The 18036-nt window shown below is 51.4% G+C and carries 14 protein-coding genes; 8 read left to right on the forward strand and 6 right to left on the reverse strand.

The window, feature by feature from the left end; genetic code table 11:
• The first annotated feature begins 137 nt into the window (after positions 1 to 137).
• The 7 genes from PsW74_RS02165 (at position 138) to PsW74_RS02195 (ending at position 10792) form a co-directional block, all read left to right on the forward strand.
• Positions 138 to 1394 carry an Hsp70 family protein gene (locus PsW74_RS02165; protein WP_063287654.1) on the forward strand — a complete coding sequence of 419 codons (1257 nt, stop codon included), beginning with the start codon at positions 138 to 140 and terminating at the stop codon, positions 1392 to 1394.
• 361 nt (positions 1395 to 1755) lie between these two features.
• A complete protein-coding gene (locus tag PsW74_RS02170) occupies positions 1756 to 2601 on the forward strand; it encodes a hypothetical protein (RefSeq protein ID WP_063287653.1) in 846 nt (281 codons plus the stop codon).
• A gap of 36 nt (positions 2602 to 2637) precedes the next feature.
• Positions 2638 to 7386, forward strand: a complete 4749-nt coding sequence (locus tag PsW74_RS02175; protein ID WP_063287652.1) for an Ig-like domain-containing protein — start codon at positions 2638 to 2640, stop codon at positions 7384 to 7386.
• Positions 7387 to 7516: 130 nt separating this feature from the next.
• The gene (locus PsW74_RS02180) at positions 7517 to 8431 is read left to right on the forward strand and encodes an alpha/beta hydrolase (protein ID WP_063287651.1); all 915 of its coding nucleotides are present in this window, start codon (positions 7517 to 7519) and stop codon (positions 8429 to 8431) included.
• A gap of 61 nt (positions 8432 to 8492) precedes the next feature.
• Positions 8493 to 9506, forward strand: coding sequence for a glutathione S-transferase family protein (locus PsW74_RS02185; RefSeq protein WP_063287650.1), 1014 nt, complete (start codon positions 8493 to 8495; stop codon positions 9504 to 9506).
• Positions 9507 to 9814: 308 nt separating this feature from the next.
• Positions 9815 to 10153 carry a hypothetical protein gene (locus PsW74_RS02190; protein WP_057462935.1) on the forward strand — a complete coding sequence of 113 codons (339 nt, stop codon included), beginning with the start codon at positions 9815 to 9817 and terminating at the stop codon, positions 10151 to 10153.
• 258 nt (positions 10154 to 10411) lie between these two features.
• Entirely contained in the window at positions 10412 to 10792 is a 381-nt protein-coding gene (locus tag PsW74_RS02195; protein WP_063287649.1) for a hypothetical protein, read from the forward strand.
• A gap of 49 nt (positions 10793 to 10841) precedes the next feature.
• Here the strand turns inward: PsW74_RS02195 and PsW74_RS02200 are convergent, their stop codons facing one another.
• Positions 10842 to 11606, reverse strand: coding sequence for an isocitrate lyase/phosphoenolpyruvate mutase family protein (locus PsW74_RS02200; RefSeq protein ID WP_063287648.1), 765 nt, complete (start codon positions 11604 to 11606; stop codon positions 10842 to 10844).
• On the reverse strand, positions 11593 to 12672 hold the full coding sequence (locus PsW74_RS02205) for a trifunctional transcriptional activator/DNA repair protein Ada/methylated-DNA--[protein]-cysteine S-methyltransferase (RefSeq protein WP_063287647.1): 1080 nt from the start codon (positions 12670 to 12672) through the stop codon (positions 11593 to 11595). Before PsW74_RS02205 ends, PsW74_RS02200 begins: the two co-directional genes overlap by 14 nt.
• A gap of 284 nt (positions 12673 to 12956) precedes the next feature.
• On the opposite strand from PsW74_RS02205, the gene PsW74_RS02210 reads away from it, so the two are divergent.
• On the forward strand, positions 12957 to 13325 hold the full coding sequence (locus tag PsW74_RS02210; RefSeq protein WP_206598989.1) for a hypothetical protein: 369 nt from the start codon (positions 12957 to 12959) through the stop codon (positions 13323 to 13325).
• 50 nt (positions 13326 to 13375) lie between these two features.
• Here the strand turns inward: PsW74_RS02210 and PsW74_RS02215 are convergent, their stop codons facing one another.
• The 4 genes from PsW74_RS02215 to repA form a co-directional block, all read right to left on the reverse strand.
• Positions 13376 to 13903 carry a GNAT family N-acetyltransferase gene (locus PsW74_RS02215; RefSeq protein WP_063287645.1) on the reverse strand — a complete coding sequence of 176 codons (528 nt, stop codon included), beginning with the start codon at positions 13901 to 13903 and terminating at the stop codon, positions 13376 to 13378.
• A gap of 50 nt (positions 13904 to 13953) precedes the next feature.
• The gene (gene repC / locus PsW74_RS02220) at positions 13954 to 15321 is read right to left on the reverse strand and encodes a plasmid replication protein RepC (protein ID WP_063287644.1); all 1368 of its coding nucleotides are present in this window, start codon (positions 15319 to 15321) and stop codon (positions 13954 to 13956) included.
• Between the two features lie 282 nt (positions 15322 to 15603).
• Positions 15604 to 16653: a plasmid partitioning protein RepB gene (repB, locus tag PsW74_RS02225; RefSeq protein WP_063287643.1), complete on the reverse strand. Its 1050-nt coding sequence runs from the start codon at positions 16651 to 16653 to the stop codon at positions 15604 to 15606.
• The gene (gene repA / locus PsW74_RS02230) at positions 16650 to 17858 is read right to left on the reverse strand and encodes a plasmid partitioning protein RepA (RefSeq protein ID WP_057462928.1); all 1209 of its coding nucleotides are present in this window, start codon (positions 17856 to 17858) and stop codon (positions 16650 to 16652) included. Before repA ends, repB begins: the two co-directional genes overlap by 4 nt.
• Positions 17859 to 18036: the final 178 nt, after the last annotated feature.

The raw sequence follows: 18036 nt of genomic DNA on the forward strand, positions 1-18036 counted from the left end.
CGTAAAGCAGCGTGTATCAAGCTCGCCCTCCCCAATGCCTAGGGAGGTATCCCGAAACTGAAAACCCATTGGTGCCGCCAATTGTCTGGCAGCCGTCCACCTTTGCCTGACTTGAGGCGTGATGAGAGGTCTAAAAAATGAACAGCGCATTTGCAGGCATTGATTTTGGAACCTCCAACTCAACCGTGGGCATCTTTTCCGGCGCAAGCCCTGAACTTGTGATGCTCGAAGACGGCCACAGCGAAATGCCGTCTGCCATCTTCTTCAATTTTGAAGACGAGCAGATCGTTTATGGACGCAAAGCCAAGGAAGAGTACATCAGGGGCGATGAGGGCCGCCTTATGCAGGCGCTTAAAAGCGTTTTGGGCACTTCCCTCATTCAGGAAAAAACGGCTGTCATGGGCGGCCGTATGGCATTCAGAGATATTATTGCGCTCTACCTGCGCCAGCTGAAACGCAAGCTGGATACGCACATGCAGGAGAACGTTTCCAGCGTGGTTCTGGGGCGTCCGGTGCATTTCATCGATGGCAATGAAACTGCTGACCGTGCAGCAGAAAAAACGCTGGAAGGGATCGCCCGTCAGGAAGGGTTTGAGCACATTGCCTTTCAGTATGAGCCTATTGCAGCGGCGCTGGCCTATGAGCAAACAGTAACGCGCGAAGAGCTTATTCTGGTACTGGATATTGGTGGCGGTACCGCCGACTTTTCCGTCATTCGCGTTTCACCAGAACGCAAAACCGCAGCAGACCGCACCAGTGATATTCTCGCCAATACCGGTATTCATATCGGCGGAACCGACTTTGACCGGTTGCTCTCACTTGCGCAGGTTATGCCGCATCTGGGCTATAAAACGCTGACCAAAGATGGCAAACGCGCCCTGCCCTCAAAATACTATTTTGATCTGGCAACCTGGCAGTTCATCAACCAGCTTTACTCGCCTAATATCCTGCGGGAATTGGGGGAAGTGCGCCGCGAAGCAGCGCAGCCTGATCTGGTGGAACGTCTGCGCGAAGTGATCCGCGCAAAAGACGGCCACATGCTGGCAACCCGCGTGGAGCAGACCAAGATCGACCTGTCCTCTGCAGAGATCGCAAGTCTCAAAATTGAGTTGGAAGAAGAAGACGTTCTAGTTGATGCAACCAACGCTGATTTCCATGCCGCTATCGGCCCATCCGTTGGCAAAATCGAAGCCACCATTCAGGAAGCGTTGAACAAGGCTGGCGTAACCGCAGATCAGATCAACAGCATGTTCCTCACTGGCGGTACAACCCGCATCCCGATGCTGCGCGAACACTTCAAGTCCTTGATGCCAAACGCGTCTGTGGTTGAAGGCAACGTCTTTGGCGCTGTTGGCCTTGGCCTTGCAGCAGATGCCCGCCGCAAGTTTGCATAGGGTTATCGAACCAGAACCATGCTGAGTAGGCTTGCGCTTTGCTCAGGATGTTTGAGCTGCTGACCAACGTGCATACACCTTCCCAAAATACATCAAGAGGCCACCGGGCCTCTTTTTTCTTGCCTCGTCTCAGCATGAACGAATACCCCCTCCCCCACGGTGGCGTATGAACAAGATCCTTTGCCTTGCGGAAAGCGCCCCCTCAAAAACAACACCCCATATTTAAATCTACGTTATCTCTCTACCCTGTTTTCAGAATTGTCACTTTCAACCAATTCAGGTTCCCTAGATGCAAATGCTAATGAATTCTTAAGAGGAGAGGTGCTGCCGGAGGGTGGATTGGGCGCCTTGAGGGGGCGTCATGAAACAGTGGCAAAATTGGTGTTTCAAACATGGTTGGTTTTATCAATTTGCCAGCATGATTGTTGCGTCCTTCATGGTCACATCCAGCGGTGCAACCACGTTTCGCGACGCAGTAGAAGATAGCTTCCTCTTCACCACAGCTGAAACTGGCGGGAGTTGGATCAAGGCATCAGAGCAAGAGAAGAACGACCTTTGCCTGAGCGTTCTTGAGGCCTATCTGGCGCTTCACCTGAACACCCGAACTCTTGAGATTTACAGCAAATCTGAGAGTGAGTTGAAGGCATTTACCAGCACGCTAACAGATACTGAAGGCGTCCATTCTCCTGAGGCCCTTGAGCTTGTTGGGAAAGCATCCGAGCACACCATTAACACATTGAATAAATTGAGTATTTCAGCGAAAAGTCAACTCATTACTGCACATGCAAAGTACGTTGAGCTGACTGGAGCGCGCGCATCAAATCTGCAGTCTTCCCTCGGTCCGTCTCTCTTCAGCGGGTCTACGCTCACAAGAGACAATCGCAGAACTGAGAAGCGTTTTCAGCGCGCCGTTGACCAGCACAAACAGCTGCAATTTTATGCAGCTCGGCGGGCACGTGCCTATCATCAGGCCCGCGCGGCCAATCTGGTTGATCCGGCATTGTTTGCGGAGTTTCTGAGTGCCCTCAATGATCTGCAAAAAGCAGACCTGAAGCTGGCGGTCTCTGAAGCTGACCTCGTGCGCCTGCATTTTCAGGCGAGAACCAGACAGTCAGACATACTGTTGTATCTGGGGCTTTCCCCCCGGCTGCTTGAAAAGAAGAAGCTCGCCCGCAGGAAGCATCTGGCACGCCAGCACGTCAAATAAGCACAGAGTAAACCGAAAGAAAGAGGAGACGCAGCCATGACGAACCTGACCGCAACGCCCGCGACTGCACCTTCTCAGTCCGCACCACCGCCAATCTTGCTTGCCGAGCCGCTCGCGCCCTCCCGAACACCAATCTTGATGGTTCGGGAGCAAGGCCAGCTTGTTGACCTCTCCAAAACCATCGGCACAGCAAAACTCATCCGTGATGGAAACGAGCTTCATATTTTGGATGGCAATGGGCAGATTGTTGTCATTGAACAGTTCTTTGGTGGACCTGCCAACGAATTCTTCATTTTGATGCCATCAGGTCCGCTCACAACACAGAGCCAGTTTCTTAAGGCCGTTGAAGTCGAGACGGCACCAAGACTTGGCAGCTTTCAAGTTGACCTCCCCTCCCCTGCCCAGAAAGAAACGGAGGATGCTGACAAGTCCTCAGATGAAACCAATTGGCAGCCCATATCCAAAACAAGTTTGCAGCCAGTTCACCACCAACCAGCGCTTGAAAAGCTGAACAGTCTTACACAGCCTGATCAGCTTTCTGAAAACACGCAGGATAGCTATCAGGCTGTTCCACTTGTAAGCGCTCTTAACACACAATCAGAGAACATCATTGTTCCACGGTTATCTGTCTCTGATCTATACGTTCAACCAAACAGCACAGTTACCCGGGCAAGTGATCTTCCTGTCCATTCTGTTCAGGAAGCATCCTTTCGCACATCCAACAGTATTTCAGTCAGCGATAGTCTCGCTCTTGATTTCGGCGTGGATGGAACCAACTCCCGCGCACTGCTCTTTACACTTGATGCTGCCGGACGCCCACTCGGCCGCTCAGGTGATCCGCTCGATATTACCTGTGGCGGTGCGCGGGTTCTTTTTCAATCTGAGTTTGGACCGCAAGGCCAACACATATTGAAGGGTTTGAAAGGTGATGGAACACTTGTTTTAAAGGTCACGCTGGACCCAAATACACCAAACGGCACCTACAGCTATGAGCAGTTTGCACCGTTGGATCACACGGGCAGTGCGCTGGATCTCTTAATGAGCTTCCGTTTCATTGCAAAAGATGCAGATGGTGACACTCTTGTTTCTCATCTGGACATCCGCGTTGAAGATGATCCGATGCCGTCGGAATGGAACCTGACGGCTACAGTTTCAGAAGCCGGACTTCCAGGAGGGTCAGAAGGCAATCCCGCTGAAGCCACAGCCTCAGGAGACTTGCCGATCAATGCATCGCAAGGTCCGGTCGTCTTATCCTGGAACACAGCATCTCCGGTGGAAGGGTTCAGCTTTCATCAAGAGGGGCAAACACTCCTGATCTTGCAAGGCAACAAAGTTGTTTTGTCAGTCACGCTCAACTCAACAACGGGCACTTATAGCGTCACGCAACACAGCGCGATCAATCATGGAGCTGATGCAGACGCCGTCTTCAATCTCAGTTTCATCGCAACCAACACGCAAGGCCAGACGACAGAAGGCAAGCTTCTGGTCTCTTCGCTGGATGATGCGCCGAAAGCATTTCCGCTCAACCAGATCAGCTTTGACGAAAGCCAGTTGAGTACTCAAACCGAGCTGAGTTATTCCTCTGAGTATCTGCCTCATTCAGCAGGAGCAGACACTGCCACGATCAGCTGGCAGTTACCTGATGATCCCGAGGGGCTGATCTACATCATCGAGGGGCAACAGCTCACCGTTCTGCAAGGCGATACGCTCATTCTCACCGCTCAGTTTACAGAGAGCAAAGGTGCTTACGCCGTTCAACAGCACAATCCCTTGCAACACCATAATGGGGTAGACCAGCAAACAATCAGCCTTCCCTATGTGATTACGGATGGAGATGGCGATACCGCTGCGGGCCACTTTCAGGTGTCTATCAAAGACGACAATCCGGAAGTCGGGGAACCGGTCCATCTCAGTTTAAGTGACGACGTATTTACTTCACGTGCGCCACGACATGGACTTGCTGAGGATACTCATGCCTTAACCGGTGTACTCCCCATCTCAACTGGTGTAGATGGAGGGCAGGTTTCATGGACACAGTCCGCTCTCCCTTCCGGCTTCAGCTGGGATTTGACTGGCGAGAAACTGACGCTTTTCCAAAATACGACGGCAATTTTCACCGCGACGCTGAATTCCAGCAGTGGCGCGTATTCTGTCGATCAGCATGCGCCATTGAACCATGCTCGAGGCATTGAACAGTTTCAACTGCATTATGTTGCAAGTGATGCAGATGGGGACGCCGTTAATGGTCAGCTGCAAATCACGATTACAGACAGCACGCCCATCCTCAGTTCTGCGCCTGAAGCGCTGAGTCTTTCAGAAAATGCTCTCTTCGAAGCGCGTATGAACGATGAAGCCTCGATCGTTCAAAGTGGTGATTTGAACGTTCATTGGGGCGCCGACACACAGTCTGCAACGATGCTCACCTTCTCTTCCAGCATGAGCGGCAGCCTTGCTCCCTTCACTGTCAACGGCGCTCAGGTCTATTACTCCATTGAAGGTACGGGCAATCAACTCAGCGCAAAGACGCAGGATGGCACGCTTGTTTTCACGATCAAACTGGATCCAACCGGATCAGGAAACTACGAAGTCGAGTTCTTCACACCGATTGACCACACATCAGCAAGCGAGGTTTCACTATCGTTTTCAGCAGTGGCTTCTGACGGTGACGGAGACACGATCCCTCTGGACTTCACCTTCAGCATCTCGGATGGAAAGTCATCGGCGTCCCCTGATCAGTTTTCTGGTACGGAAGATACACCGCTTGTGTTAGATCTGTTAGGCAATGATACTCTCAGCAGTGAAGGCTTCACTGTTCGCATCATCTTGGCACCTGCCAAGGGTCATCTCTCGCAAAACCCGGACAATACATTTAGCTACACGGGTCACCCCAACGCCAATGGCTCGGACAGCTTCAGTTACTACATTGAGGATGCGGATGGAGAGCGCAGTGATACTGTCACTGTTTCTATAGAGCTATCGCCGGAAAACGACGCACCGATCTTTTCTGGCGTCGGCCAGGATACGCCGCTTCACATGAGTGTCGAGGATGATGGTCCCGATACTGTGTTCACGGCAAATGCTTCAGATGCTGATGGAGACCCTCTCCATTTTTTTCTCGAAGGGTCTGACAAGGCCCGTTTCAACATCGACGAGCAGACCGGCCAGGTAAGCTGGAAAGAAGATGTATCCTTCGAAGCACCCATGGATCTGGACGGTGACAACATCTATGAGATCACTGTAGTCGCGAAAGATAGTTCTGGCGCGGAGGCTGCTCAACAGTTCCGCATTGAAGTCACCGAAGGCCCGAGTACGCCCGCTGCACCGCCCATCGTTTTCCTTCACACCCGAGAACCTGGCAGTTACCAAGTCAGCTGGACTTTCGATGAAACCTCGTATTCTTCTGAGCTAATGGGCCAAATTCAATCCACGCCTTGGGTAGAAAGTGGAGATGATGGAGAAGCTAAAGCCGCCAGTGATGGTTCCTCAGATATCTACATAGACGCCGATACTGGCGAATTGGTTCTCTCAGATCGATCCGGTTCGTCTTCAGAGGGAGACGACAATCTCGCCTGCATCAGCAAAACGTTTGACCTGACAGGCGCGCAAAGTGCCTCAATCCAACTCACATACGCAGCAGAGTTCGCGTTGAACGACCCGGCGAAGTCTTTCTACATTGAAGCCCTGTTGGCTGATGGCTCCGTCCACCAGATTGGCGAGATTTCCAGTCTGATCAGTCACACTCAGTCTCAGACGATCAACCTTGATCTAAGCGATTACATCTCATCTGCGACAACGATCCGTTTGGTTGCACCAGCGGATCTCACTGCCGCAGACACATTGAGAATTGAGGAACTGACAGTTTCAATAGTCCAGCCAGAGCCATTGGAACAGCAACACTTTGAGGCATCCTTTCAGCTTGGAGATGACGACTTGGCAATTGCCAAGTCTGCCAAGATCGATGGAGTTCAGGATGAGATTTCGGGTCTGACTCTAAAACTCTTCAATGCACAAAATGGGGATCATCTCAACTTCTTGGATGTCGATGGCGTCTCCAGCCAACTGGAAGACTACGGCAGCGGAGTTATGACACTCACGTTCTCTGGAGTAGCCGATGCTTCGACCTATCAGAATTTGCTGAACTCAATCACCTTCACAACCACATCTGAAAGCTTGGAGGCGCGCAGCCTCTCTATCGTTGTTCAATCCGAGGATGGGAACTCCAACCCGTCCATTTCCAGTATTCAAGTTCACTCCAATCCAGATGACGATGCCGCCGATCCAAGGAACCAGATTGACGGGACAGCCGGCGACGACACTCTGAAAAGCACCGATGAAGATGATGTGATCAATGGTTTTGAAGGCAACGACCAACTGACTGCCGGAGCCGGATCAGACGAACTTACAGGTGGTGAAGGCAATGATATCTTCTTCTTCGAGCAACTCGATGGAGCAGCAGATCACATCACAGACTTCCAACTGAACAGCTCTTCAGGCGGAGACCGAGACGTTATAGATCTATCCAAATTGCTCGAAGATTATAGTGATAAATTATGGGATCAACATTATCACTTTCCCGACCAGTTTATTCGCATAATAGAAAATCAAGCAGGACAATACGCAGTGCAAGTCGATTTAGACGGAAAAGATCATAACGAAGATTGGGAAACTGTCACCAAAGTCGACGTCCAGGACACAACGACAAGCGGAGCTACAATGAGCATCGAAGTGAAAGGCTTTATGCCGGAGGTCGAGCTACCAATTGAAAATGCATTCCCAATGTCCTAGGCAATCTTACCAAACTTGGCAGCTGCCAAGTCGAGAATTTCGAAATAAAATCACTATTCTGCTTTGGTAGAGCTTGTTCTCCCATACGGTATGACTACACTTCTTCTGACATTGCTGCAGAGGAAATTCCATGCGTTCAGATACCCCCATTCAGAAGTTCGTCCATACGGGAGATCATAAGATCTGTCTTCATGAATGGGCGGGCGAAGGTCCTACATTCTTGCTTCTCCATGCCACAGGATTTCATGGACGCGTCTGGGATTACATCATCAAGCATTTTCCCGGTCGCCATGTCATAGCATGGGATATGCGCAGTCATGGCCAAAGCGACAACGCCGCCTTACCGAAACTCTGGACTGATCTGGGAGATGATCTTTTCGCAGTGGTCGAGCAACTCGGGCTCAATCAAGTCTTCGGTGTCGGCCATTCCTGTGGAGGTCATTTGTCTATCTTGGCAGCTGCCAAGTTTCCTGAACTCTACAAAAACATTCTTCTGTTGGATCCGGTCGTGTTTCCTAAACCGCTGCTTCCGTTCTTCAAGCAAATTGCAGATCAGGACCATCCGGTTGCCCGGCGACGAAACCAGTGGGCGGATGTAGACGAGATGTTTGAGCGGTTCAAAACCCGCAAACCATACAACAGCTGGCTGCCAGAAATTTTGCAGGATTACTGCGACCACGGATTAGTCGCTTCAGAGCAGAGCGAAGGATACCAACTCGCTTGTCCACCAGATGCTGAAGCAGAGGTTTATCGCACTTGTTACGGAGACCACATTTATCCGCTTCTGGATGCTGTGACTGTGCCAACGACAATTGTACGCGCACGTCGTCGGCAACCAGATGAACCCTTGCATGATTTCTCACCATCGCCCACTTGGGAGCTGCTGGCAGAGAACATGCCCAATGCAAAAGACATTTACGTTCCTGATCACACTCACTTCCTGCCAATGGAAAATCCAGCCGCCATTTTGAACATGATGGCTCAGATGGAGAGGGGAGAGGAGATCCGGTGGCAGGGTGATGGAGCGATCTTGAACGACATTTAAAAACCAAGTTTGGCAGTGGACCTGAGGGAATTCAGAATCTGCCAAGTCAGGGGAGGGGAATATGGGGAATTTTGAAATACACGGCGCGTTGGGGTCACCATACTCAATGAAGGTGCGTGCAGCGTTCCGAGCGAAACGCATTCCACACGCATGGAAACTCTGCGCACCTATGGGGCCAAACAGCCCGACCAAGCATGTGAAGATTCCAGTCATCCCTGTCGTCAAGTATCCGGATGAGACCTGGGTGAACGATTCCACTCCGCTGCTTTTGGACCTGGAGGCAGAAGGGGAGGGGAGGTCGCTTGTTCCCGACGATCCACTGATACGGTTCGCGTGTTACCTGATTGAGGACATGGCAGACGAGTGGCTTGTGAAAGCCATGTTCCATTATCGGTGGTTTTATGAGGAAGACCGAAAGATCGTGCCGAGCTGGTTGCTTTACGACGCTTGTCTTGGTCTGGATGAAAAAACCATCAAGGCAATGGGTCAGCAGTTTGGTGCCCGCCAGATCAGCCGCATGCCGAAGGTTGGATGCACACCGGAAACAGCGCCGATCATTGAAGCATCCACCAAGCGTATGCTTTCTATTTTGGAACAAGCGGTTCTGTCTAAGCAGCATTTCCTGTTTGGCGATATGGCCTCATTGGCAGATGTGGCTCTCTTCGGCCAGCTCTACCAACTCAAAGACGACCCAACCCCGTCTGCCATGTTGCAAAAGGAGTTCCCTTTCGTCTTCCGCTGGCTTGACCACATAGATGACGCCTCCGGTTTTGACGGTGATTGGATCACCGAGCTTACTCCGGCAGTCAAAGAGCTTCTTAAGATGGCAGGCGATACTTATCTACCGTTCCTGTTAGCGAACTCCAATGCCATCGACAAAGGGGAGGCGACCTTCACAGCGGATCTGCCAGAAGGTTTCTTTACGCAAGACATCTTCAAATACCAGAAGAAGTGCCTCGACCGCCTGCGGGATGAGTGGGTGAAGCTGACGCCTGAGCACCGCGAAACACTCAGCGAGTTCCTCATTGGAGGGACAGAGATCCTCGACGTCTCACTGGTGCAACCCGCCTCTTAAAACTCCGACTTGGCAGCAATTGTTGGCAGCTGCCAAGTCACCCACGCCCTGCCAAACTCACCTGCTTGTGCGTTACTTTTCCCCAAAATCGGCAGAAAACTGCGATGGTGTGCATCAAAATGTATCCATCAACGACGCTTATCTGCCCAATTTGTAACCGAGTTTGTCAGAGTTCAAGATGAGCGACAGCCGATTACAAAACTCAAATTGCTCTCTTTCAACTGATCTCCGATAGTCCCTTCAACGCAATCAAACAGTGTCTTTACCCCAAACAGACATGTTGGACGACCGAACCACCGGAGATCAGAATGAAAAGAATTGCTATTGCAAGCGCCGCTCTCGTTACTCTTTCTGGCGCAGCTTTCGCCGATGCTTTGACTTTTTACGACAGCAACGGCACCAAGACGATTATTCAGACAAACTCATTAACCGGATGCGTTGCCATTTATGACTCCGGACGCAATCCACTCCAGATCTGCCGAATGAATGCGGCGCCTGCTGCAGTTGTTGTACCAGCCCCGACCACAACAGTTGTCACTCCGGCCCCGGTCGCTGTCGCCCCCAAAGCATGGGACCGCCGTCAGGACAGAGCAACCGCGCGCCGTGTCATTCGCAGAACCGAAGCTCGTCAGGATCTTTTTGACTGAGCTTCACCTTTAAAGTTGCCTTAAATCCCAATGCTGGCAACAGTGCCCGCCTCATACCCGAGGCGGGCATATCTTTATGAAAATGCGAGATAACCTGAATAGAATATTTCCCAATAATTTTAATGGGTTAGTGAAAGTGTAACGACCTGTCACAAGGATCAGAACGAAGACGTTCTCTTACACTAATTGGTTTGCACTTAACGCAGCGTCCACGCACTGTCTTCATGAGCTATCGACTTACAAAAAAAAGGAGCCCCCATGTTCAAGGCAATCGCTCTCTCCCTGTCTCTCCTCTTTGCAACACCTCTCATCGCCCAGGCGAATCCTGGCAAGGGTCAACGTTTGGAAATGATGGCTGAAAAGCTACAGCTGACGGATGAGCAGAAAGAAAAAGTCCGCCCAATCATGAAGCAATCCATGGAAGAACGCCGCGCGATCCTGAAAGATGCTGGCATTGAGCGTGGCAAGAAGCCAACCCTCTCACAACTGCGCGAAGTTCGTGGTCCAATGCAAGCGTCCAGAGAAAAGATGAATGAGCAGATGGCTCAGGTTCTCAGCGCAGAGCAGATGGAAAAGTTCAGCGCGATGCAGCAGGAAATGCGCGATAAAATGAGAAAGAAATTCAAAGAAGGCAAATAAGACAGGGCGCCTACAAAAAGGGAAGGGGAGCATATGCTCCCCTCTCATTTCAACCAAGTATGGTTTCAACTTTCCGCTTCAGATCAACCATTGCTTCCCGATAAGGTCCCGGCCCAAAGCTCACCCGCGAAACGCCAAGCGTTCCAAGCTTGGCGATTTCAGGCATGCCCTTCATCATGTAAGCATTCACAGGCAGTGGCACGGCCTCGCAAATCTGAGCGATCAGGTCAGGATCAGTTAAGCCCGGAATGAAGAACCCACTGGCACCAGCCTCGGCATAGCGCTGTCCACGCAGCACAGCTTCCTCTGCCAAGGCAGCATGTTTGCTGGCATCTGGTTCCTGCAAAAACAGATCAGTTCTCGCATTGATGAAAAACGGAATGCCTGCTTCATCTGCAGCGTCCCGAAAGGCTGCAATCCGCGCACATTGCTCATCAATGGAGTAAAGGCCGGAGCCGTGGACCTTCTGATCCTCAAAATTGACACCAACAGCACCCGTTTTGATAATCCGAGCCGCATTCTCCTTCACATCCGCAGGGCTATCTGCATAGGCGCCTTCAAAATCGAGAGAGAAGGGGACATCCACGCTTTCCGCAATGCGGCTTGCTATAATTTCGACCAGGGAAAGTGGGATTTCTTCGCCGTCTCCATACCCATGCGCCGCAGCAACTGATGCGCTTCCCGTTGCAACGGCCTTGGCACCTGCCTTTGTGGCGGCCTGGGCCGTACCCGCATCCCAAATGTTGTAGAGGACGATAGGCTCACCTTTTTTATGCAAAGCGGCGAACTGTTTTGCTTTATCAGCCTGAGACATCAATAAGGCCCTTCGATCTTGCTATTTTCAATTCAACGTCAATCAATTTCTGTTTTCGCCAGAGACCGCCGCCATATCCGGTGAGGCCTCCGTCCATTCCAACCACGCGGTGGCACGGAATAACAATGGCAATCTGGTTTGCTCCATTGGCGCGGGCAACGGCGCGGGTGGAACTGGGCTTTCCCATCTGCTTCGCCAGCTGGCTGTAACTTTTGGTGGCCCCAATTGGAATTTGGCGCAGTTCGCGCCAGACATCCTTGGTAAACTCGGTGCCATGCATCACCAAAGGCACATCAAAATCCAGTCGTTTGCCCTCAAAGAATTCGCGCAGTTCTGACGAGATCTGGTCAGTCGGTGAAGTCCGGCCAAGGCCCAGATCTCCCTTTACCTGTTTGCGCAATCGGGCAAGTTCTGCAGGCAGGGCTTTTCGGTCAGCAAACTCCAGCAGATGAAGTGCGCGGTCATCGCTCACGGCAATCATCGCGCCGAGCGGAGTATCGAACCAATCCGCCTTGAGCAGACCATCGCCTTTCAACTCTGCCGGTTTACATCCCAGCAACCGGGCAAAGGCCTGCCGGAAAGCATCTGGAGACGAAAACCCTGAGGCCAACTGCGCATCAACCACCTTGCCACCGTCGGAAAGCGTCTCAAATCCATCACGCAAACGAGAAAGACGGGCCATTTCCAGAAACGTAATCCCGAACTGGCGTTTGAAGCTGCGGCGAACGGTGGAAGGATCTAACCCAAGTTTCGCAATATCGGACTCGGACCATTTATGGTGCGGTTTGGCTTCAAACTCACACAGCAACCGGGTCACAACTTCATCGTTCTCGGCAGACGTGCCCACCGGATGGCAGCGTTTGCAAGGGCGGAACCCAGCTTCAAAGCATTCGGAAATGGTCTCGAAGAAACAACAATTCTCAAACTTTGGCTTGCGGGCAGGGCAAGTGAGGCGGCAAAACACTCCGGTTGAGCGCACACCAACATAGGCCCGACCATCAAAGTCCGGATTTCGATCAATCAGCGCCTGATAAAGCACTTTGTTATCTGGAAGTTCAAAAAGCATAGTTTCTTATAGATCCAGTTGCCCCCAATTGCGCACGGTTTTCGGGCGTCTATTAAGGACATCTGCTTTCATGTTACCTCAGCACCTGACCAAAGCTAATCAATAGCAGCATAGAGCAAAGCGCCGAATGCAGAAATTATGCAGTACCGATTTTCTATCAAAACACCAATCACCAGATTGTTGCAAAGGAGCCACCAAATAAGCCAGTAAACGAGCGGAGCTAATATTGAGCAACACAAAAGAAATGTGTATCCAGAGTTGTAAATCAAAAATGGAATACACCTTTGAAAAAGATATCTTCTGGCCTATTGGCTCTTTCGCTCGCACTTATCATTACAGCATGCGCAAAAAAACCAGAGAGCATCGCTCCAGCTTACACCTCAACAAGCTTTTATGAAGGCAGATCATGTAAGGCTCTTCGAAGCGAGCTTCAGAACATTGACCGCGCGTACACCTCAGCTGCTGAGCAACAAAACAATGCCCGTACAAACGACATCGTCGGTGTAGTGTTGATTGGCCTTCCAGTTTCAAGCCTATCTGGCGACAATATAGCTCCACAGATTGCTTCTTTGAAAGGGCAGAGAGAAGCAATTCGCAGCACAATGATAAGCAAGAACTGTAAGGGTGCGGCGGATATCCAGCCAGTCACTTAACATTAAAGAAAGCGGCATCTGCTTGCCGCTTTCTCCAATAGAAACAGAGATCAACCCAAGTTCAGGTTTGCGATGCGAACTTGCATAACGCGTGCAGGGGTGTAGGTGTCGGCAATGACCTCAAACTCGGCCTCGCCGCAATCAATGAAGCCGAGCTTTTGGTAAAACTGCTTGGCTTCCTCATTCCCTTCAAGCACATAGATTCCGGCGACTTTATCCTCAGGGAACTCGGAGACAGCCTGTTTCATCAGAGCTCGGCCCAACCCTTTGCGCTGAAAGTCGCTGGCCAGATAACACGCCCAGATAAAGACCACTTCGCCGCGAAGGGCACAGGCCAAAGACCCGACGATCTTCTGCTCGCTCTTGGCAAGGTATAGATACCCGTATTCTCCAGGAACAACGCCACCCAGATCTTCGCTTTCCAGCCTTGCAACCAATTGTTTGGTCAGCTCAGTGCCCAACTCATCCTCATGGGCCTGTGTCCAGGCCGACGCCAGAAAATCACGCAGCTCCTGTTTGTCGTCCTCCTGAAACAACGTGATCAGAGGCATTTGCGTTGTAGCTGATCCATGAGCCATGAGTTTCACATCCAATTCTAATTGCTAAGGGCAAACCACCCAACCCAGCGCTAGTTATCTGCAACAGAGGACCCGGAGGCGGCCAGACCAAACAACGTGCGGTGCAAGGCCAGCTTTCCATCAATTGCCCGGTCAACACAAGCGCGGAAATATCCAGCCGGTCGTGCAATGCTTTCCGGATCGCGCAGGGCTTTCTCAACCGTGGTGATCAAAACCGCAGAAGCCGTATAATCGCCAACTCGTTTTCTTGCATCAAACCAGCCTTTTTGAGAGAGGCCAATCAGCAAACGCATGTCATCGGACGCGTCAATCAAACTGCTCCAGCTGGAAAGATCGAGCCCAATTGCAGCTTGAGTTTCTGCAGTTGCTGAACTGATCAACCCAAGGGAAACCTCAGACAGGAGAGGGGAGAACTGATCGCTTTCATGAGGATCAACATGTTCTGACCAGTTCAGATTTTCAGCTTTGCTCAGCTTTTGGCTTGTGGCACGAGTTTCGCTTTTTGGTTCCTTTTCAGGAGCCATTTCAAATCGGGTGTAACCTGATTTGTTTGTATTTATGGATGCGTCGTTAGACGCGTTCGGCTGTTGCTTACTTTTTTTCCAAGAGTCTTGAGAGGTTGTATTATTATATGGGGTGACATCCTTGTCTTCTGCGCATGACATTTCTGAGTTTCTATCAAAAAAAACATCATGTTCAGCAATATCAGCAGCACCCTTTTCCGCTGGTGTTTCGTTCATTTCAAAGCGAGCTACTAAAAGCTCATGAAGCATGGTCAGTGCCTCAGCGCGGTCAACAACACCCATTGGCTGGTCCATCAACTCATTGAATGCGGATGCGATCTCTGAGACTTCCAGTTCCTCAAGGCTGGCAAGACGGAACAGGTCTGCCATAGCTCTTGAAAGCCGGCTTATTGTACGCTTGGCTTCCTTTTCCTGGGCAAGACGGGCTGCAAACTCAGTACCAATCTGCTTTAGTTCAGTCAGGCGTTGACGTGCCGGAGAGAAATCCAACCCATAGCCACGCTCAATCTGACGATCTTCACCAGCGCGGTAGATGTAACGACGTCCCGTTGGGCTATCTTTGTAAGCAAGAACACCAGCTTCTACCAGCCTGCGTAACGAACGCACGACAGTACGAGAGGAGCGGCTGACATACTCAGCGAGTTTTTCATTAGAAATTGCGACAAGCGGACGGCGGTCCTGCGACCAGTCCTCTGCAGCCGTCAGGCCAATCAGAATATCGAGAATATGATAGGTGGTCCCATCAATTCCCAAAGCAGGCGCGGCCTTCTTCAAAGCCATTGCGACCTCTGATTTTGTCGTCTTCACAATGTCATTGGCCATCGCCAGTTTTTGACTGGCAACCATTGCCGGCGTCAGTTTTCTGAACGACGCCACTGAACCAACAGATTGCATAGCTACACCGTTCACCTACTAAGTCTAGTAGGTGTTCTCATGGGTCAGGACGCAAAACATCCTCCCCAAACTGAGGATAAACGGGACAAACTGGCGATTAGCACGCAGAAATACGCTTCAACACCTTGGTGAAGGGTTGATTCGTACCGCGTCTCGAAGTAATTTGAAGATGCAAAAAAGGGTTACATCGAGCGCTATCGTTTGTTTGTACCCAAGGAATTTCGGTCTTGTTGATTGCCGTCAGCAGGACCGTTTTTCTTTGGAAGAGACGTAACTAGACCGTCATGCATCCTCCTTCAGAATTTCTTCTTCAAACTCATCCATCAGATCCGGCAGGCGGCGCTTCAAAAACGCGGCAAGTTCAGGCTGCTTTTTCGCATCCACCTGAAAGCTCAGCGCATTCGGACCATCCTTCATCAGGATCTGCTTGTCGCCAATCCAGCTCTTAGCGGCTGTGGCGATAGAACCAGTTGTGACTGCTGCCGTTGTCTCGGCAGACTTGCAGGCAGACAGGATCGCGCTGAAGCGCTCGTCACTTGCAGAAAGCTCAAAGTCGGCACTGATCATCACGGCATCAACGCGGGCCTTGAACGGATCAGGCAACTGGCCATGAGTGAAATGACCAGCAAGCTCTTCCCATCTTGGACGTCCGATCTTTGGCGCAGGGCCGATCTCGCGGACAAATTCTTCTGGCAGGGCATTCATGAGCTTGAGCAGCTTGGATACGGTGGTCGCGTCCTTACCAATCGCCTTGGAAATGACCGTCTGCGGGAATGTCTTTGCCAGACGTGAGGCAAACAACGCTGTCTCGATGAAAGACAGGTTCTTCCGCTCATGGTTTTCCTGACCCTGAGCAATCAGAAGGGCTTCATCTGAAAGCTCTTTGATGATCCCGCGAACCGAGATGCCAAGGTCTTTACAGGCGCGCCAACGACGGTGACCAAATGCGATCTGATAACGATCCGGCAGGTCCGGATGCGGGCGCACCAGAATAGGCACCTGCTGGCCGCTGGCAGAGATGGAGGCCTTGAGCTTCTCAAAATCCTCATCATTGGCCACGACCATACGGTCAGACACAAAGGATGGGTCAAGGTCTTCCGTGTTCAGCTCATGCGCGACACTGCCGTCCTCGATCATCTGGCGCAGCTTTTCGTTCTCCTTCTCCACGTTGGAGAAGGTGTTGCGCATAGACTTGATCGCCCCCGGAGAAACGCGTTGTTTCGTTGTCGCCGTCATGGACGGGGCAGGGCCGGGCGATTTCGCCAGCTCAGCCGGATCAACACCGCCAAACATGGCACGCATCTTCTTGGAACGATCAGTTGCCTTGTTCATGGACGACCCCATACCTGTTTGATCAGTTGGAACACTTCCGTATTGGCTGCATCGACCGATTCAAGAGCACGATTGAGGGTATCGCGGGTCATGTTTCCGCGCTCAACCTCGTAAAGGCTCTTCTTTTCCAGTCCTGCATTCGCAATCGCTGTGGTCTCCACAATGGACGCCGCCAGCACATCCTCACCAAAAAGACCTCGCAGAAGCGCTGCAACGTTCACCTGCGGCACATCATGAGGTGTATGGCGTGTTAGCAGGTAACGCACGAAATCGTGGCTCAGGGTGCCGCCAGCCTCTTCAATCACCGCCAGCAGTTCTGAGGTCATGGAGAGGAACTGGTTCATGGATGACACGTCCAGCATGGCCGGATGCACGGTGATGACAATTCCGGTTGCTGCATAGAGCGCGCCAAGGGTGAGATACCCCAGCTGTGGCGGCGCATCGATAAGCACAACATCATAATCATCTTCCACCTCCTTCAGGACGGTCGCCATGCGGCGGAAGAACATGCCATCGCCGCGCGAAAGCCCCTGAGCAATTGCTTGCGGGGTTTCGTGCTCATATTCCATCAGTTCCAGGTTACCGGGGACAAGATCGAGTCCATCAAAGTAAGTTTTGCGGATAACATGGCTGAGTGGAACGCGCTCCTCGTCGTCATAACGAATCGCAGCATAAAGCGTCTGGTTCTCGTCAACATCGAACTCTGGCTGATACCCGAACATGGCAGACAAGGAGGCCTGCGGATCAAGGTCGATGGCGAGCACACGCAGGCCCTGAAGCGCAAGATAGTGCGCTAAATGGACGGTTGTGGTGGTCTTTGCAGAGCCGCCTTTGAAGTTGGCGACGGCCAGAACCTGCATCTTCTCGCCATGGCGGCGGCGCGGGTCCAGACGCAGGGCATCTGCAGGGCGTTTTTCAGCCAGATAACGACGTAATTCGTTGATCTGAGGAAGGGTATAAATGCGTCTGCCGTTATCCAGCCTTTCGGGGATAACTGCTTCGCCGTTGAGTGAAAGCTGGCGCAAACTGGATTCGGCAACGCCGAGCAGGCCTGCAACCTCGCGCGAAGAAAACGTCTTCAGCTTCTTCATAGCTTCAGGCGGATACATCTTCTCCCTTAAGGATTGCAGTTGCCGTGACAACAAGTCAGAATGGCGTGCAATCTTCTCAGCAGAAGTTTCATCATGTTCAGCAGCGAGCAGCATATTGCCTCTTAACCTCTATGACGGTTTTGAAGTTCAGAGCGAAAATAATCCGTCACAGCGCATCCTTCTCCGTTTCAAAACGCGCGTCAATATCTTTATAGTTAACGAGTATTAACCAATATTAAGAGTTCGTTAAGGTTCTTTCCGCTGTCCTTGTACTGCGGAACCGGAGAATTAC

The sequence above is a fragment of the Pseudovibrio sp. W74 genome (genome assembly GCF_001623085.1).
Classification (GTDB): domain Bacteria; phylum Pseudomonadota; class Alphaproteobacteria; order Rhizobiales; family Stappiaceae; genus Pseudovibrio.